Below are 17,325 nucleotides of genomic sequence, written 5' to 3'. Positions count from 1 at the left end.
GCGCTGCCTTACCATTTAGACATTATCCATATAGATTATAAGAGCACATGAAACTGACCCAAGCAGATTTTGAACGTCGTCGAGACCGCCTCGCTGAGCAGATGGGGCCAAACAGTATTGCAATTATTGAAACCAGTCCAGTGGCGTATCGAAATCGTGATGCGGATTATAAGTTTCGTGCAGATAGTAGTTTCTTTTATTTAACTGGATTTGCCGAGCCTGAAGCTGTAGCAGTGATTGAAACGGGTGAAAGTACAGCAGATTACACCTATAGCCTGTTTTGTCGTGAACGTAATCGTGAGCTTGAAATCTGGAATGGTTATCGTGCAGGTGTCGATGGTGCGGTTGAAGATTATGAAGCAGACGAAGCCTTTGCGATTGATTTGCTTGACGAAGAAATCATCGAGAAGTTATTCAATAAAGGCGCCATTTATTATCGAATCGGGCATCGAGCTGAATTTGATGCGCGCGTAAGTCAATGGATTAAACAGGCTCAAGATCAAGACAAACGCGGCGACGGTGCGCCGTCTCAAGTGCTTCAACTCGATCGTCTCTTAGATGAAATGCGACTGTTTAAGTCAGAAGAAGAAATTCAATTGATGCAAATCGCATCGGACATCAGTGCTCAAGCGCATACTCGTGCCATGCAAAAGGTTCATCCGGGTATGAAGGAGTATGCACTTGAAGCTGAATTGAACTATGTATTTAATCAAAATGGCTGCGTTCCGTCTTACAACAGCATTGTTGGTGGTGGAGCCAACGCCTGTATCTTACATTATGTAGAAAACAATCAGCCGCTCAATGATGGCGATTTGGTGCTGATTGATGCAGCATGTGAATACCAGTGCTACGCATCTGATATTACGCGTACTTTTCCAGTCAATGGTCGTTTTAGTCCAGAGCAACGCGCGCTCTATCAAATCGTGCTAGACGCACAGTATGCCGCGATCGATCAGGTGCGAGTCGGACGGTCGTATCGTGATCCACATGAGGCCGCAGTGCGTATCATCACACAAGGTTTACTTCAACTTGGACTGATGCGCGGCGCAATCGATGAACTCATCGAAAAAGAAGCCTACCGTCAATTTTACATGCATGGCACCGGACATTGGTTGGGGATGGATGTGCATGATGTGGGTGCTTACAAAGTGGCCGGCAAATGGCGAAGTTATGCGCCAGGTATGGTGGTCACGGTTGAGCCGGGTATTTATATTGCGCCAGATGATGAAACGGTGGATGAAAAATGGCGCGGTATCGGCATTCGAATTGAAGATGATGTCGTGGTGACCGAAGATGGCCCATTGATTCTGACGCAAAATGTGGTTAAAGAAATCGATGCAATTGAAACACTTATGGCTCAAGCGAAACGATAAAAATCGAGTAAAGGAGAAATCGCAGTGCAACATGTGATAATTGTCGGTGGTGGAATGGTGGGATTGAGCCTTGCGCTCATGCTGGCAAAACAAAATATTGCAGTAAAATTGCTTGAAGCCATTCAGTATCCAGATTACGACGACGAAAATCTGGCTCCCTATCACTCAAGTTTCGATGCACGAAATACGGCACTATCACGCCGAAGTGTACAAATTTATCAAAAGTTGCAACTGTGGGATGCGCTACAGCAACACGCAACGCCTATTTTACAGGTTCATATTACCGAAGAAGGCAGTTTTGGCAAAGCAAGACTGGTGGCCTCACAAGAAAAAGTCGAAAGCTTTGGACAGGTCATTGAAAACGCATGGTTGGGGCGTGTACTACTTACACAGGTACGCCAGCATGAACTCATTGAGCTGATTGATGGCGTCAAAGTAACGTCATTAAAACAAGATCAGGACTTTGTCTATTTAAATGCCGAGCGTGAACACGAGCAGCTTGAGTTACAAGCAAAACTGGTCATTGCCGCCGATGGTCGTGATTCATTTTGTCGTCAGGCTTTAGGTGTGGGTGCCGATGTTCGAGATTATGATCAAGTGGCCATTGTGACCACGGTACAAACCTCCAAACCACACGAGCAGGTCGGATTTGAGCGCTTTAGTGCGTTGGGTCCACTGGCATTATTGCCTTTGCCCGGCGAGTCGCGACGCTCTGTGGTTTGGCCCGTAAAAAAAGGCACCGAAGACGAATGGTTGGGTGAGCACAACGATCAGCATTTTCTAGAGGCCTTACAAAAAACCTATGGGGATCGGGCGGGAACTTTTGAAAAAACTGGACGACGTTTTAGTTACCCGCTGTCACAAGTATTGGCACATAAGCAGGCTGTAGGTCGTGTGGTACTCATGGGTAACGCTGCGCATACGATTCATCCGGTCGCTGGGCAGGGCTTTAACCTATGCCTACGAGATGCTGACGTACTGGTGCGCCATCTGTTACAACAATTGAGTGAGTCTGACGATATCGGTGAGCCAGAAAATCTGCTGGCTTATGAACAAGCCCGATTAAAAGATCAGCAACGCGTGATTAAATTCTGTGATTCGGTGGTGCGTGGCTTTAGTAACCAAAATCCGGTACTCAAATTATTGCGAAATACCGGGCTGGTGGCTTTTGATGTTATTCCGGGCATTAAGCCACTAGTTGCCAATTACGCAATGGGGTTAAAAGCATGACACAAATGCACGATGTTGTGATCGTCGGCGGTGGGCTGGTAGGCGGACTGACAGCGCTATTGTTGGCTCAAGGCGGCGTTCGTGTCACCGTCCTCGATGCTGCTCCTGTACTTTCACGTGAACACATTGAGCGTGAAGTAAATCCACGAGTATTGGCTTTGAGTCAGGCCACCATTCATTTGTTAGAGACCGTTGGAGTCTGGAGTGCTATTTCACGTCATATGCCGTATTCGGGCATGCAGGTGTGGAATAAAAATGGCTACGGTGAAATTCAATTCGGACATGCGAGCGAGCAGACACCACATCTGGATCAGGCATTAGGTTCGATGGTGGAACCGAGTATTGTTAATTTTGCAATCCAGCAAAAAATGCGTGAAGTGATTGCAGATTATCGGACGCAGATTCGTGTCAAGCGCATCGAATCTATACATTCGGGCTGGCAGCTTGAGCTTGAAGATGGTTTAGTTTTACAGACTCGTTTGCTGATTGGTGCAGACGGTCCAAATTCGTTTGTGCGCAATCAAGCCATGATTGATCTGGATGTGCTGGATTATCGTCAGGCTGCGATTAGCTGTGCAGTGAAGACAGCGCAGCCACATCAGCATGTGGCTCGTCAACTCTTTTTGCCGACCGGACCATTGGCATTCTTGCCGATGGCCAGTATCGAGCCAAATGAAAAGGGATTTTGGCAGTCAATCGTGTGGACATTGCCAGAAGATTATGCCGAGGAATATGCTGCATTAGGCGATCAGGCATTTGCGGATTTACTTACACAAGAAAGTCAGCATATGTTGGGTCAAGTGCATGAGGTACGTTCGCGTGCAACGTTCCCGCTGATCGCCCGTGCTGCAAAACAATACATCAAACCGGGGTTGGCTTTGGTTGGAGATGCAGCGCATGTGATTCATCCTCTGGCTGGTCAGGGCGTTAATATCGGTTGTTTAGATGCAGCACTACTCTGTGATGTGCTGCTACATGACCGGGCGCGTGGTGTATGGGCACATGAACAAACCTTGCGACGTTATGAACATGCGCGTAAAGGGCAAAACGATGCCATGATGCATGGTATGTCTGTGATTGGCTGGCTGGAATCTCAAACGCTATTTCCAGTGATTGCAGCGCGTAACGCGGGCTTAAAATTTGTTGATGAGCATGAAAATCTGAAAAATGCTTTTCTACAGCAGGCCACAGGATTGAGTTTACTCGCCAAAACCCGTTATGCACATTAGGACTTAAACGGTAATTTTTAATCAGTCATTGATCAATGATTACAAATTAGTTTAAAAAAATACGAAATTGGTGTAAAAGCCTCTTTGCGAATACGCAAGAGATTGTTAAATTTCTTCGTAATTTATGAGTAACGTTCATGATGTATGAATCGGTCATTGAGGGGAGAAAAAAATGACGGATATGAATGAATACGATGAATCAGAAGATGCGGCAGTCGATGAAGATGAAGCCAAAGCTGCTGAACATGGTGCCAACGATGAAGAATCAAGCGGAAACGATGCAGATCTTGCAGAAGCTGAGACACTAACAGTGACAGCCAAGCAAAAGCAAAGACAAGCGCTTGAAGATGAAATTGCGGCATTTCTAGCAAAAGGCGGAAGTATTACCCAAGTTCCGCCAGATGAAGACGCCCGAGATTAATCTGAATCGATAAAAAAAGCATCATGATTGATGCTTTTTTTATGCTTAATCGAGATCGGTCTGGGTCAGTTCTAAAGCGCGTTGATAGGCAATTTTTTTCTTGATGCCGGTCAGGTCGGCGGCAAGCTGAGAGGCAGCCTTCACAGAAAGATCCTGTAAAAGACGCGTCAGTAATTGATCCAGTTTTTCTTGCTCCATGTCTTTTTCAACTGGATTACCGCCTACAATCAGTACAATTTCACCTTTTTGCTGATTATGGTCATGCTCTACAAAGATGACCAACTCACCTAAACTCATTTTTTTTATGGTTTCAAATGTTTTGGTGATTTCACGTGCGAATCCGACAGGTCGCTCGGCACCAAAAACCTGCATCATATCTTTGACACAATCTAGAATACGATGCGGTGCTTCATAAAAAATCAGGGTTTGTGTTTCATCTTTTAGCTTTTCAAGCTGAAGCATGCGCTGAGAAGATTTAGACGGTAAAAAACCCTCAAAACTAAAGCGATCACTCGGAAGTCCGACAGCACTCAGGGCTGCAACGGCTGCACAGGCACCCGGCACGGGTACTACGCGAATCTTGTGCTCTTGAGCAGCACGAACCAGTTTAAAACCTGGGTCACTAATGAGCGGGGTACCTGCATCACTGATCAGGGCAATATTTTCACCCGCTTTTAAACGTTGAATCAGTTCATTAATTTTATGATTTTCATTGTGATCGTGGCATGCTGTCAATGGAGTTGTTATATTATAATGCTTAAACAACTGAGCAGACTGACGCGTATCTTCTGCGGCAACCAAACTGACCGATTTTAAAGTTTCGATGGCGCGATACGTCATGTCATCTAAGTGCCCAATTGGGGTCGCTACAACAAATAACTGAGCACTCATAAGGTTTTACTCCATGCTACATAATAAAAAGACTTGGCTGCTGATGTTTTTTGCAGCTTTTGTTTCACAGGCACACGCCGAAGTGATCGTCATTCTACCTGAAACCGGACCTATGGCGCGAGCCGCGACCAGTATTAAGCACGGTTTTTTGAGCGCTTACGCGCAATCAAACCACAAAACACCCATCAAATTTGTTAACTCAGATCAGCAAAACATGAAGTCTATTTTCAGGCAGCATGTAGGCAAAAAAACTGAAATGGTGGTTGGGCCACTGGCTCGGCAAGATGTTGAAGAGGTGATGAAGCTCAACCCCAAAGTAAAAGTGTTGGCCCTCAATGAAGTGGGTGCTGAAGCAAAAAACGTGATTCAATTTAGTTTGTCCAAACAAGATGACGCAGGCTCGATGGTCGATGTGTTGCAAAAAGATAACATCACGGATCTCTTGGTGCTGCGTCAAAATGGCAGAGAAGCCGATACCGAACTGTATTACATCTCGCTGGTTTCGCAATTTGGTCATCGTGTAGAACCGATTCAAACGTTACCGGCCAAGCTTAAAAAAGGTCAGGGTTTAATGTTGATGGGCGATTCTGCATGGCTCAACCAACTGGGCAAGCTACCCAAACGCGGAGTATATGCACAAGCCATTGCCATTGAAGAAAATAAAGCGATTCCAGAGGGGCTAACCTTTTGTGATGTACCTGCCTTATACGAGCATCAATGGAACGACGTGTACCATGCCTATTTGCAAAAACCTGAACCGATGCCGTATCAGCGTTTAATCGCCTTTGGTGGAGACGCGTGGATGCTGACTGAACAATATGTACTTAATCCTGCCATACAGGATTTTCGACTCAAGGGCCGAACGGGCGATTTAACTGCACAGGGCGATCGGATCAAGCGTAATGTGCATTGTTATCAAAAAACCAAGCGTTCGCTTGTGGTTCTCAAATGACACAGTCTTCACATCATGCTGAGCCGCATGCTCACCACTTGGGTGTATGGGCAGAACAAGCGGCTTTAACCTTGCTGCAAGCCCATGGGTTTCAGTTGGTGCAGCAAAATTTTCGCTCGCGCCGTGGTGAAATTGATTTAATTGTGGCCAAAGGAGATGAGCTGGTTTTTGTTGAAGTCAAAGCACGCACCCAAGGGAGTTATGCGATGGCAAACGAAGTACTCATGTATTCACAACAGCGTAAAATCATTAAGACGGCGCAGTATTTTTTGAATAAGTATCCACATTATCAGCAGTTTTACTGTCGTTTCGATGTGATTTGTTTTGATTTCCCCTACAAAATTGCAAAAACAGTACAGCAAGATTTTTCTAATCTTCGCTATGATCGACAGTGGATCGAAAATGCGTTTACTTTGTAACTGGAGTTATTTACTCTTTGGGCATGTAAATGCCGTAAATGTTCGCCGATTGTTTTAAAAAAGAGTGTATAGGGAGTCTTGCTCAGTGGTTAAACGAATTTCAATACTGATGTTGTGCGTAGCAAGTTTATCGGGATGTGCAAGTTTCATTTCGGGTGGAACAGGTTCAGCACCTGTAGGCACAGAGAGCGGTGCGCGCAGCTTAGGGCAGGTGTTTATTGATTCTTCTATCAAGCGCACAGCGACCATTAATTTGTATAAGCTAGACCCTCGCTTTAAACAGTCACGCGTCAACATTGAAAGCTTCCATAGCAATGTACTGTTGACAGGGCAAGTTCCCGATGAATCATTACGTCAGTTGGCTGAAGACAATGTTAAAGCCATGAGCGATGTCAAAACTGTCCATAACTACATCACGGTTGGCCCGCAAATTGGCTATAGCACTATTATGCAAGATACTGCCGTGACCGCAAACACCCGTGGACTACTGGTGCGTGCACCTGTAGTTTCGGATTCTAAAGTCTTGGTTCAAACCGAAGATGGCGTGTTATATGTGATGGGGCGTTTAAATACTGCTGAAATTAATGATCTGAATGATGTACTACAAAAAGTCGGGAATGTGACTAAAATCGTAACCCTGATCGACAACATTGAACAATCAGCCGGTACAGTCGCCAGCTCGACTGTTGCGACACCACTGGTCAATTCGGTACAGCCAGAAGTACAGACGCCGGTGGCGATTGATCCAAATCAAAGCGGAACCACCAATGCTCAATAAACCGCATCAGCTTTTGGAGCAACTTGGAAAGCAGGTCGAATGGGTGAAAGAGCAATGTAAGTCGGTGCGTGTTTATGATCTTGGAAGTTATGCGCTCAACCGACTTACGCCTAAATCGAGCTATAGCTGTACTGAAAATATTGCTTATGGCTTGAAAGCACGTCAGCGACTCGATCTGTACCGAGCCAACAAACCTTTAGCACATCGTCCACTGGTGGTTTTTGTGCATGGTGGTGCATGGCAGCACGGTGATAAAAAAGACTATGTGTTTTTAGGTGAAAGCCTTACGCGTGAAGGCTACGACGTCGCGATCATCAATTATCATCTGGCGCCACAATCTATTTTTCCTGTGTTTGTCGATGATTTAGCCGTGGCGCTCCAATATCTTGATCAACATCAAGCGCGTTTGAATATTTCAGCGCAGCAGATCATTTTGATGGGCCACTCATCTGGCGCATTTAATATTATGTCGCTGGTGTACCATCCCCAGAGGTTTGCGCTTCAGTGCTATGAGCAGATCAAAGCAATTGTCGGATTTGCTGGGCCTTATCATTTCGATTATAAAGGCGACCCACTCGCTGAAGATGCCTTTGATCAGTCGGTGCCCTATCAGCAGGTCATGCCGTATTATTTTGTGAAAAAAAATCATATTCGGCATTATATGTTTCTGGCTGAGAACGATCATATCGTCAAACAAAGTAATAGCTTAGATATGCAGCAAGTGTTGGTACAAGCTGGAAACCACAGTCATATCAGTGTAATTCCTAAAACGGGACATATCACGATCATTGCAACATTGTCGAGTTTGTTTAGCCGTTATTTCAAGACCAAACGCACGTTACTCAATTTGCTTAAAGAGACACATCCCGTTGACTAAAAACAGCCAATTACATTGGCTGTTGATGAATCACATGCATGATCATGGCGTACGCAATACTGCCTTTAAATGGAATTTCTGGCAGTTCATCAAACTTGAAAAACTGTGCGTCACTAATTTCCTCTTCTTGTAATTTGATCTCGCCCGATTCATATTCAGCCTGAAAGGCGAGCATTAAATTACTTGGAAAAGGCCAAGGCTGGCTCGATAAGTAACGAATATTTTTAACTTTCAGTCCGACTTCTTCAAGCGTTTCACGTTGAACAGCTTCTTCAAGTGTTTCTGCAATTTCTACAAAGCCTGCAATCAGACTGTACATATTGGTCTTGTTATTGGCATTTTTGGCCAACAAAATTTCGTTGTCGCCTCGGGTAATCACCGTAATCACACATGGTTGGATTCTTGGATACTGATTGTAATGACAAGACGGGCAAGTCATTGTGTATTCAGTGGCATGCTGTTCAGTTTCATGCCCGCAACGGCTACAAAACTTGTGATTGCGGCGCCATTCAAGGAGTTGGACCGCACGGCTTGCCTGCAAAAATTCGTCGGTCGACCATGTCGAAACCAGTTGACGAATCGGCACCAGCTTAAATCCGGCAGGAATTTGATCGTCAGTCTTTAAATCCCGCGCAATAACATTGTCGCCCGTGCCCAGCTTTAAATCGCCAGTCATGGCCTCAACGCTAGGAAGTTTATGGTTTTCATCAACGAGAAGTTGTTGATTATGAAAGATGTAAGCTAGTGATAACTCAGACATTAGGCAACCGCTGATTGAAAGTGAGAGGAGTGTCTTAATGCTACCTCAAAGGTGGCACGTAAGACAGGTTGTTTGGTTTTTAAATTATCGATGAACAGATCCAGACAGGCCAAAATATTCAGTAAACGGCTCATATCATCATGTTTTAAATCGCTGTGATTGCTTTGCAGCGCACCCATAAACTGTGCACTGTCATGTAAGGCCTTGTGTAATTCTTTTGCACCTAAAAAGAGTGCTGCGCCTGCAAGCTCATTTAACTGCTGCTGCATGGTGCCAAGGTCCAGTGCTGTAGCCTCCGTGGCTTGCGTCGCTTCTAGCGCATGTGCCGCGGCATTGACCACCAGTTTGGTTTCATGTAACAGCGCGGCATGCGCATCATCTAAACGATCAAGTGAAATATTCATATTGTGCGCACGTAGCTGCAAGCGATTAGAGGTATAGTTCCGCTCTAAAATACCAATCGAATTCATGGCAGATAAAATACTGCGCATTAGCTGCTGGGCATAGCCATCGTGAGTCAGAATATCTGGCTGATTAAGGTGCTCGGCCTGTTGTGCCAGTGCACGATTGGCTTCGTGTAGGTTTAATACTTTAAACACATTAGCCAGATGAGACAGTTGAGCTTGTAATTCCTGAATTTTTTCAGGTGTCATACTTAAATAGTTGTATTCGATTTCGTTGCGAATTTGTGTCATTGATTCATTGATTAACTGGCACACTGCATGAATGGTGTCATAGTCAGGACCATACAAATGTGAACTCAAGACCTGTAATTGGGTATCGGTCAGTTGATCATCTCCAATACGTAGCTGGCGGCGTAATAGTTCGGAAATCGCATCGTCCTGACTCACGCACAGGCTGATAATATTGGCCAAATCGGTGATAGAAGCTCGAAATTCATCTGGCTGTTCAAAGAATTTACCTATATTGCTTTCGAGTTGAATCAAGATTCTTAGACGCGCATCACTCAAGATTAGCTGATCAATATGATCAAGTGCCACATAAACCAGTTGCCAATATTGCTTGGTATGATGTTTTTTAGCGGCGTTGGCCAGATATGCACCAATCAACTTAATTGCTTGTAAATCCAGTGCGGTTTCGCTGTGCTGGATGAGCTTGTGCAAAGCGTGCTTATATAACTGGTGCACGTATTCGGATTGCTCAAGTTTAGGCGGTAAAGGCAGGGATAAATCACTTTTAAATGCATTTAAGCGGGTAATGAGTCGTTGACCTTCTTGCGTGAGGGGTTTGCCAAGAGCAAGCTCAAGTCGATTCAGCGTATCGAGCAGAAATTGTGGTGCTTTAACTTCATGCAAAGCGGTAAATTCGATATAGCGCTTTAACATGGTGGTGCCTTCACTAAGTGCCGCCATCGTGGTGGCGTCGGTGAGGGCAGGCGCTTGCATGATTTTTCGGACCAATAATGAAATATAGCCGATCATTTGCGACAGATGTCCCATATCAATCAGCTGTAAAACTTGTGCACACTGGTCAAAGTGCTCAAGCGTCTCTTCAAGTTCAAACGGAATCTGTTGTTCATCGTGAAGTGTTTGGATTGCGATTTCAACACGCCGAACTGAATCATCAATTTCTTTTTTTATCGTTAACAATGCAGAAGGGTCGAAGCGAATAGAAACTTGTGAAGACATAAAAACTGCACCACTTTATAATGTTATGAGCGTCCAGACGGCGCGACTAAAGGATGAACCTGACTATACCTCAAGTTGATCGGCTTGCATCATCTGTTGTAAAAAACTTTTGGGTTTTATTTTGCAAACAAGCAGGCGGCCCCATTTTTTTCTTCGTAGCGCTGAACCCATTCATTGTGACGTGCCAATTCTTCTTCGGAGGGTTGAATCACTGGAAGCTGAAAATCGACACGTGCACGTTTTGACTGACCTTGCTCATTTTCACTTTGTGATAGGGCATCCATATCAAATGAAACCTGACCACCGGTCATGGCCAAATAGACATCCGACAAAATTTCCGCATCGAGTAACGCGCCGTGGAACGTACGGTCTCTTGCCGGAATTTCGTAGCGTCTGACCAAGGCATCGAGTGAGTTTTTTTGCCCCGGATGCTTATTTTTGGCCAGTGCCAAGGTATCGGTGACTGTACACACCTCAGACAATGCAGGTAATCCTGCACGGGTAAACTCCATATTCAGGAAGTTCATATCGAAGGTGGCGTTATGTGCAATAATCTCTGCACCTTTCAGATATTCAAATAGTACGTCCGCAATCTCGGCATACTTGGGTTTATCTGCAAGAAACTCGTCGGTAATCCCGTGGACATTAACCGAATCGCCTACCGGCTTCTCTGGATTAATGTAAATATGAATCGAGCTGCCCGTCAGTTTACGGTTGATCATTTCGATCGCACCGACCTCAATAATACGATCGCCATCTTGATAATAAAAACCTGTGGTTTCGGTATCTAGAATGAGCTGGCGCGGGCCTTGTGCATGCACCTTTGCAGGCGTGACAACAATAAACGGGTGAACCTGATTTTGCTCGGACTCACTCGGTATGTTGTCGAGTTCTGACTCGTCGTCTGCCTCAATATTCTCTTCAGGTTCTACCTGATCGAGGTCAAAACCGAACGGATCGTCGAGCAACCAGTCATTTTCAGGTTTTTTTTTAGTGTCTTCAGTGGTTTTAGATTGAGTGTGAAGCTCAGCGGCGATCTGGGCTGCCCCTTGGTTTGCGAGCGTATCGGCCATTTCATTTCCTGCGTGGCCAGCGTGACCCTTAATCCAGTTCCACTCAATTTGACGACCTTGACAGATCGCATCAAGTGCCTGCCAAAGATCAGGATTTTTAACGTCTTTCCAGTTTTTCTTTTTCCAGCCATGAATCCATTCGGTAATGCCTTGTTTGACATAGTTTGAATCGGTCCAAATAATCAAGCTGGCATCTGGTGGACAAAAACGAATGCCTTCAATTGCAGCGGTCAGTTCCATGCGGTTGTTGGTGGTGGTTGGCTCGCCACCACACAGTTTATGCTCACCTTGCTCGGTAATGATATACGCACCCCAGCCACCTAAGCCGGGATTGCCTTTACAGGCGCCATCAACATAAAGGGTGATTGTTTGTGACATAAGAACCAGACTCGACACGTAAAACAAAGGAAACAATGGGTATTGTATACGCAAACGAAGCGATTCTCTGCGCTCTAAGGGGTGTTTTTTTAATTTCTTGTAACATTTCCACTCAAATCACGCTAAATTATTGCCTTGTCTCGACGGCATGCTTCACTACAATGGCATATTTAAAGAATTAAACTTTACGCGAGTTGTTTGGAACATCTATATGTATAAATCTACCACAATGATGTGGCCTTTTTCAGTCGCCTCACTTTTCAAATATACGGTTCTTGGTTCTGCAATCGCAGCCATAGGTCTTACAGCCGGATGTTCTTCAACTCCAGAAAAAACACACAGCAAATCGACGCATAAAATGGGTTCAGGCTTTTTAGATGCCAGCAGCTTGGATTCTTTAGAAGATTTACTCTCGGCGACCGACATGCGAGCAGTAGAGGGCGACCGTCTATTAATTTTAAAGCACGGTGACGTTTGGAAACGCATGACCGTCGGATTTAAGATGGACGAAACCCATTGGGACCCACGTATTGAAGCACAGCGTAGCTGGTTTATTTCGCGTCAGCCTTATTTAGACCGCTTGAGTGCGCGTGCCAGTCGCTACTTATACCACACCGTAAAAGAAGCAGAACGCCGTGGTTTACCGACCGAGCTTGCACTGTTGCCGGTCATTGAAAGTTCTTACGATCCAGCTGCGACCAGTAGTGCGGCGGCGGCAGGACTATGGCAGTTTATCCCAAGTACCGGCCGTATTTACGGCTTACGTCAAACCAGTCTCTACGATGGCCGCCGTGATGTTGTTGAGTCGACGCGTGCAGCTTATGAGTTTTTAGGCAGTTTATATAACCAGTTTGGCTCATGGGAGCTGGCACTGGCGTCTTATAATGCCGGACCGGGACGTATTCAACAGGCCATTAACCGAAATCAGGCGGCAGGCTTACCAACCGATTACTGGTCGCTGAAACTGCCTGCGGAAACCATGAACTATGTACCGCGGTTCCTTGCGGTGGCTCAGATTATTAAAAATCCAAAAGCATATGGTGTGTCATTGCCGCCAATTGCCAATCGTCCGCACTTTCGTGAAGTCACCTTAAGTGGTCCGGTAGACCTCAATCAAATTTCAGCGGTAACCGGTTTAAGCCGTACCGAGCTATATGCTCTTAACCCAGGTTACCGGGGTGATGTGATCGATCCGGCCAGCCCGATGCGGATTTTGATTCCGGCCGATTTAAGCCCATCGATTGACACCAAACTCAGAGCGTTAAAACCTTCATCGTCATCTGGTATGTGGGCCGCGAATACCGCAGCACCTCCAGCGTCTGTCACGGTCACTACAACACCAAGAAGTACAGGGACGTCCTCGGTGACCACCTCGACCACCCCTGTATTGACTGCCAGTAACACCAAGCCAGCGGTAAAGAATACGACCACTACAGTCGCTTCAACAACCACGCGCCGTATCAGTACCCCGCGTGGTGCAGACGAACTGGCTGCTTTTGCTGCGAGTGCTGATGTACCGAGTGCACCGCGTATTCCAGTTGCAGTGACACAAAAAGCCAATGTGAAGCCTGTGACTACTGAACCACCAATTTCAAAAACCGAACGTGCTGATATTGTTGCTGCGATTCGTTCTGAAGGTCAGAAGGAGACCGTTGCACAAGCGTTGGAGCCACAACCAACTCAAGCAGAAAAAGATCAAGTGGTTGCCGAGCTTTCTGCATTGGCACCGAAAGGCACTCAAATTGTCGATCCGCTAGATGGTAAGATTAAGCTCACCGCGATTCAGACCAGTCAATCTGTTGCCGATCAGCAAGGCAAAGAAGTCACCAAAGAATTTGCGTATCCGAAAGCATTGGCAGAAACCGTCAGTGCCAGCGATCAGGATGTACAGCGTAATAGCAATAAGCCGTATATCAAAACGGATACCGATATTGTTGTGGTTCAGCCGAAAGGAAAGCGCTCTACCTATACGGTTGTTTCAGGCGATACGCTGGCCATCATTGCCATGAAAAACGGTGTGAGCTGGCGCGACATTGCAAACTGGAACCAGATCGATCCGAATCGTACATTGTATGCAGGCACTACACTGTATTTGTATGATGCCAAACCACAAGCAGAATCTGCTTCTAAAACCGAGACGATTCCAGATACCTATACCGTTAAAGCCAATGACAGCCTGACCGCAGTGGCAGAACAGTTCGGTTTGAGTGTTAAGCAATTGGCCGATCTAAACGAGCTAAGTGTTACCAGTGGTTTGTTTGTGGGCCAGAAACTAAGCTTAAAAGAGAAAAAAGGCAATACTACGACAGCCTCGGCAAAGCACAATAGCGATACGAAATCCACCAAACGCACGCCAACCAAACTCTACACTGTAAAACGTGGTGAATATCTCAAACAGATTGCAGATCGTTATGGACTCTCTAATCAGGAACTAGCGGATCTGACCACAGGATTGAATGCAGGAAGTAATTTATATATTGGTCAGAAAATTAATGTTCCATTGCACGAAGTTGCCGAGGAAGAGAGCAGTGTAGCGGCCAAGGCAAGCAAAAATGCTCCTTCGATTAAAACCGAAAGCTATAAAGTACAGCGCGGTGAAACCTTATCGAGTATTGCCAGCGCTACAAAAACGAGCTTGAGTGAGTTACTTGAGCTAAACAATATGAAATCTGCTTCTGGCTTGAGAGCTGGTCAAAGCATCAAGATTCCGGCTGGTTCGACCACACCTGAAGAATATATGGTTCAATCGGGTGATAGCTTAAATGCGGTAGCGAGTAAATTTAATTTACAACTGGATTACTTGGCAGAGCTGAACGGATTAAACCGTACAGCAGGGCTTCGCGTTGGGCAAAAGCTAAAACTCACGGGCGATGTACCATCAAGCTCAAGCAAGAAATCTGCGGAGCAGGCTGCTCCTGAGGTCTATACCGTTAAATCGGGTGATACGCTGGGCGCCATTGCCAGCCGTTATAACCTCGATGCAAATGATTTGATGAAGCTCAACGGTCTACGCAGTTCTGGCCTGCAAGCAGGACAAAAGCTCAAATTAAGCGGTGAAACTGAAAAACAAGTCAGTGCCAAAGCCGAGCCAAAAGCAAAATCCAATGCCAAAGCCTCGACCAAAACCGAATCTTATACGGTCAAGTCGGGTGAGTCGCTTAATAGTATTGCCAGTCGTTTAGGCATGTCATCTAAAGAGCTGGCCGATTTGAATGACTTGAGTGCCCGCGCGAGCTTACAGCGTGGTCAAACCTTACAAGTTCCAAAAACGATCACGGAGTATAAGGTCAAGCGCGGTGATACCCTGATTGGACTTGCCAGTAAGTATGGCATGGCATTGGCTGAACTGGCCGATCTAAATGATTTACGTCCTTCAAGTTCACTTCGTATTGGAGATGTGATTAAGGTTCCCAATCTATAACTTTACTGGACGATAAATGCACGCCAAGAATGCATATGTAATGAAAGCACTAAGCCTCGCATTGGGGCTTGGTGTTTTTTCTTTAAGTTGTTTTGCCGCCGTTACCACCACACCTTATATCGCCATTCGTACACAACCCAAATATCAAGCGCTAACGCACATGCCTTATGCCAATCCCAAGGCACCCAAAGGCGGAATCTTAATTCAGTCGAGTAATGGCACCTTCGATAATTTGAATAGCATGAATGGCAAGGGCAGTTCGACCGACGGTATTAATTATGTCTTTGACAGTTTGATGTCTAGCTCGTTAGATGAACCCGGGGTGATGTATCCCCTGCTGGCTAAAACGGCCACCTTTGATCAACAGCACCCAAGCTTCGTGATTTTTGATTTAAATCCGCAAGCACGTTTTAGTGATGGCTCTCCTCTGACTGCCGAAGATGTCAAATTTAGCTTTGATACGTATCAAACCAAGGCCAATCCGGGCCTGCAAATGTACATTGCAGATCTGGCCAAAACCGAGGTGCTGTCGAAGTACCGCATCAAGTTTAGTTTTAAGTCCAAAAGTAATCTTGAAATGCCGATGATTTTGGCCAGCCTACCCATTTACTCAAAAAAAGACTGGCAGCATAAGGACTTCACTCGAGTCACGCTCCAGCCGATTTTAGGGTCGGGGCCTTATTTGATTGAGCGCATCGATCCGGGCCGAAGTGTTACGTACAAACGTAATCCTAAATACTGGGCTAAAGATTTAGCCGTGAATCAGGGGCGCTACAATTTTGATCGCTTAAAATATGTCTATTATCGTAATTTAGACATTGCATTTGAGGGGTTTAAGTCGGGCCAATACACCTTGCATGAAGAATTTATGTCGCGTAAGTGGGTGACAGGCTATGACTTCCCGGCGTTTAAGTCCGGCATGATTAAAAAATATGTCTTTGAGCACCGTAATCCCATGACGACACAAAGTATTGTCATGAATACGCGGCACAGACCTTTAAGCGATATCAAGTTAAGACGTGCCATCAGTTATGCCTACGATTTTGAATGGCAAAATAAAGCTTTGTTTTATGGTCAATATCAACGTCTACAGAGTTATTTTAATAACAGTGAACTGGCTGCAACAGGAACGCCATCTGCGGCAGAGCAAAAAATTCTAGCGCCTTTCTTGCCCAAACTTGATCCGATTGTGCGTGAGGGTGTTTTGGCCAATTGGCGTTATCCTGTTTCCGATGCCAGTGGCTTTAATCGTAATAGCTTGCTTAAAGCAAGACAGTTACTGATTGAGGCAGGCTATACGGTTCAGCATCAGACTTTAAAAGACAAACAGGGACGTCCTGTTCAGCTTGAGCTATTGATTCATCAGGACAGTTTACAGCGCACCCTAATGCCTTTTGTTCGCAATTTAAAGCGCTTGGGCATTACGGTGAATATCCGTTTGGTCGATACGCCACAATATGTGGAACGCATGCGCCGCAATGACTTCGATTTAACCACAATGGCCTTGCCACAATCTTTAACACCGGGCAATGAGCAGGCGCAATTTTGGGGAAGTGCAGCGGCCAATCAGGTTGGAAATTATAATTATTCTGGAATTCAGGATCCTGTCATTGATGCGGTGATTCAGCGCGTGATTCATGCCAATTCACGAGATGAGCTGGTGGCCAGTACCAAGGTATTGGATCGGTTGCTTCGGGCTGGTTATTACCAGATTTTGACCTATGGAAAAGCGGGTAACTGGTATGCATACTGGGACATGTATGAACGCCCTAAAGTGAAGCCAGCGTTATCGGTGGGTTATGATTACTGGTGGTCCAATCCTGAAAAAGCACAGCGTGTTGCCCGCTATTTGCGTAAACAAGAATAATCAAGGA

At 45.6% G+C, this 17,325-nt stretch carries 14 protein-coding genes; 10 read left to right on the top strand and 4 right to left on the bottom strand.

What is annotated here, in order from left to right; genetic code table 11:
- Positions 1-47: 47 nt before the first annotated feature.
- From pepP to Aso01_RS05010, 4 genes are all read left to right on the top strand, one after another.
- A complete protein-coding gene (gene pepP, locus Aso01_RS05025) occupies positions 48-1,373 on the top strand; it encodes a Xaa-Pro aminopeptidase (protein WP_004936218.1) in 1,326 nt (441 codons plus the stop codon).
- 54 nt (positions 1,374-1,427) lie between these two features.
- The gene (locus Aso01_RS05020) at positions 1,428-2,603 is read left to right on the top strand and encodes an FAD-dependent monooxygenase (protein WP_039910035.1); all 1,176 of its coding nucleotides are present in this window, start codon (positions 1,428-1,430) and stop codon (positions 2,601-2,603) included.
- Positions 2,600-3,832 carry an FAD-dependent monooxygenase gene (locus Aso01_RS05015; RefSeq protein WP_004936223.1) on the top strand — a complete coding sequence of 411 codons (1,233 nt, stop codon included), beginning with the start codon at positions 2,600-2,602 and terminating at the stop codon, positions 3,830-3,832. Before Aso01_RS05020 ends, Aso01_RS05015 begins: the two co-directional genes overlap by 4 nt.
- Positions 3,833-4,004: 172 nt before the next feature.
- Positions 4,005-4,253 (top strand): hypothetical protein, encoded by a 249-nt coding sequence (locus Aso01_RS05010; protein ID WP_004936225.1) that lies wholly within the window; start codon positions 4,005-4,007, stop codon positions 4,251-4,253.
- A 45-nt stretch (positions 4,254-4,298) separates the two neighbouring features.
- Here the strand turns inward: Aso01_RS05010 and rsmI are convergent, their stop codons facing one another.
- Positions 4,299-5,144 carry a 16S rRNA (cytidine(1402)-2'-O)-methyltransferase gene (gene rsmI / locus Aso01_RS05005; RefSeq protein ID WP_004936228.1) on the bottom strand — a complete coding sequence of 282 codons (846 nt, stop codon included), beginning with the start codon at positions 5,142-5,144 and terminating at the stop codon, positions 4,299-4,301.
- Positions 5,145-5,157: 13 nt separating this feature from the next.
- On the opposite strand from rsmI, the gene Aso01_RS05000 reads away from it, so the two are divergent.
- The 4 genes from Aso01_RS05000 to Aso01_RS04985 all read left to right on the top strand — a co-directional run bounded on the left by Aso01_RS05000 (position 5,158) and on the right by Aso01_RS04985 (position 8,170).
- Positions 5,158-6,096, top strand: coding sequence for a penicillin-binding protein activator (locus Aso01_RS05000; protein ID WP_004936232.1), 939 nt, complete (start codon positions 5,158-5,160; stop codon positions 6,094-6,096).
- Positions 6,093-6,515, top strand: a complete 423-nt coding sequence (locus Aso01_RS04995) for a YraN family protein (protein ID WP_004936234.1) — start codon at positions 6,093-6,095, stop codon at positions 6,513-6,515. The genes Aso01_RS05000 and Aso01_RS04995 overlap by 4 nt, the downstream gene beginning before the upstream one ends.
- Positions 6,516-6,600: 85 nt before the next feature.
- Positions 6,601-7,293, top strand: a complete 693-nt coding sequence (locus Aso01_RS04990) for a BON domain-containing protein (protein ID WP_004936236.1) — start codon at positions 6,601-6,603, stop codon at positions 7,291-7,293.
- Positions 7,283-8,170: an alpha/beta hydrolase gene (locus Aso01_RS04985; RefSeq protein ID WP_004936238.1), complete on the top strand. Its 888-nt coding sequence runs from the start codon at positions 7,283-7,285 to the stop codon at positions 8,168-8,170. The genes Aso01_RS04990 and Aso01_RS04985 overlap by 11 nt, the downstream gene beginning before the upstream one ends.
- Before the next feature lie 10 nt (positions 8,171-8,180).
- Here the strand turns inward: Aso01_RS04985 and nudC are convergent, their stop codons facing one another.
- From nudC to dnaQ, 3 genes are all read right to left on the bottom strand, one after another.
- The gene (gene nudC / locus Aso01_RS04980; RefSeq protein WP_004936241.1) at positions 8,181-8,930 is read right to left on the bottom strand and encodes an NAD(+) diphosphatase; all 750 of its coding nucleotides are present in this window, start codon (positions 8,928-8,930) and stop codon (positions 8,181-8,183) included.
- Positions 8,930-10,579, bottom strand: a complete 1,650-nt coding sequence (locus Aso01_RS04975) for a hypothetical protein (RefSeq protein WP_004936245.1) — start codon at positions 10,577-10,579, stop codon at positions 8,930-8,932. Before Aso01_RS04975 ends, nudC begins: the two co-directional genes overlap by 1 nt.
- Positions 10,580-10,695: 116 nt before the next feature.
- Positions 10,696-12,030: a DNA polymerase III subunit epsilon gene (gene dnaQ, locus Aso01_RS04970; protein WP_004936248.1), complete on the bottom strand. Its 1,335-nt coding sequence runs from the start codon at positions 12,028-12,030 to the stop codon at positions 10,696-10,698.
- Between the two features lie 211 nt (positions 12,031-12,241).
- Between dnaQ and Aso01_RS04965 the strand changes: the two genes are divergently transcribed.
- A complete protein-coding gene (locus Aso01_RS04965; RefSeq protein ID WP_004936251.1) occupies positions 12,242-15,451 on the top strand; it encodes a LysM peptidoglycan-binding domain-containing protein in 3,210 nt (1,069 codons plus the stop codon).
- Positions 15,452-15,491: 40 nt separating this feature from the next.
- The gene (locus tag Aso01_RS04960; RefSeq protein ID WP_227265146.1) at positions 15,492-17,318 is read left to right on the top strand and encodes an extracellular solute-binding protein; all 1,827 of its coding nucleotides are present in this window, start codon (positions 15,492-15,494) and stop codon (positions 17,316-17,318) included.
- The last annotated feature ends 7 nt before the right edge of the window (positions 17,319-17,325 follow it).

This window comes from Acinetobacter soli, assembly GCF_000760595.1.
Taxonomy (GTDB): domain Bacteria; phylum Pseudomonadota; class Gammaproteobacteria; order Pseudomonadales; family Moraxellaceae; genus Acinetobacter; species Acinetobacter soli.
The sequence above is the reverse complement of the archived record's forward strand: the minus strand, read 5'-3'. Positions and strand labels throughout refer to the sequence as shown.

Coding starts and splice junctions, on each gene's coding strand:
- Aso01_RS04995 (WP_004936234.1), top strand. CDS start 6,093: ATGACACAGTCTTCACATCATGCTGAGCCGCATGCTCACCACTTGGGT.
- Aso01_RS04985 (WP_004936238.1), top strand. CDS start 7,283: ATGCTCAATAAACCGCATCAGCTTTTGGAGCAACTTGGAAAGCAGGTC.
- rsmI (WP_004936228.1), bottom strand. CDS start 5,144: ATGAGTGCTCAGTTATTTGTTGTAGCGACCCCAATTGGGCACTTAGAT.
- Aso01_RS05020 (WP_039910035.1), top strand. CDS start 1,428: ATGGTGGGATTGAGCCTTGCGCTCATGCTGGCAAAACAAAATATTGCA.
- Aso01_RS04960 (WP_227265146.1), top strand. CDS start 15,492: ATGAAAGCACTAAGCCTCGCATTGGGGCTTGGTGTTTTTTCTTTAAGT.
- Aso01_RS04965 (WP_004936251.1), top strand. CDS start 12,242: ATGTATAAATCTACCACAATGATGTGGCCTTTTTCAGTCGCCTCACTT.
- Aso01_RS04975 (WP_004936245.1), bottom strand. CDS start 10,579: ATGTCTTCACAAGTTTCTATTCGCTTCGACCCTTCTGCATTGTTAACG.
- Aso01_RS05015 (WP_004936223.1), top strand. CDS start 2,600: ATGACACAAATGCACGATGTTGTGATCGTCGGCGGTGGGCTGGTAGGC.
- pepP (WP_004936218.1), top strand. CDS start 48: ATGAAACTGACCCAAGCAGATTTTGAACGTCGTCGAGACCGCCTCGCT.
- dnaQ (WP_004936248.1), bottom strand. CDS start 12,030: ATGTCACAAACAATCACCCTTTATGTTGATGGCGCCTGTAAAGGCAAT.
- nudC (WP_004936241.1), bottom strand. CDS start 8,930: ATGTCTGAGTTATCACTAGCTTACATCTTTCATAATCAACAACTTCTC.
- Aso01_RS05000 (WP_004936232.1), top strand. CDS start 5,158: ATGCTACATAATAAAAAGACTTGGCTGCTGATGTTTTTTGCAGCTTTT.
- Aso01_RS05010 (WP_004936225.1), top strand. CDS start 4,005: ATGACGGATATGAATGAATACGATGAATCAGAAGATGCGGCAGTCGAT.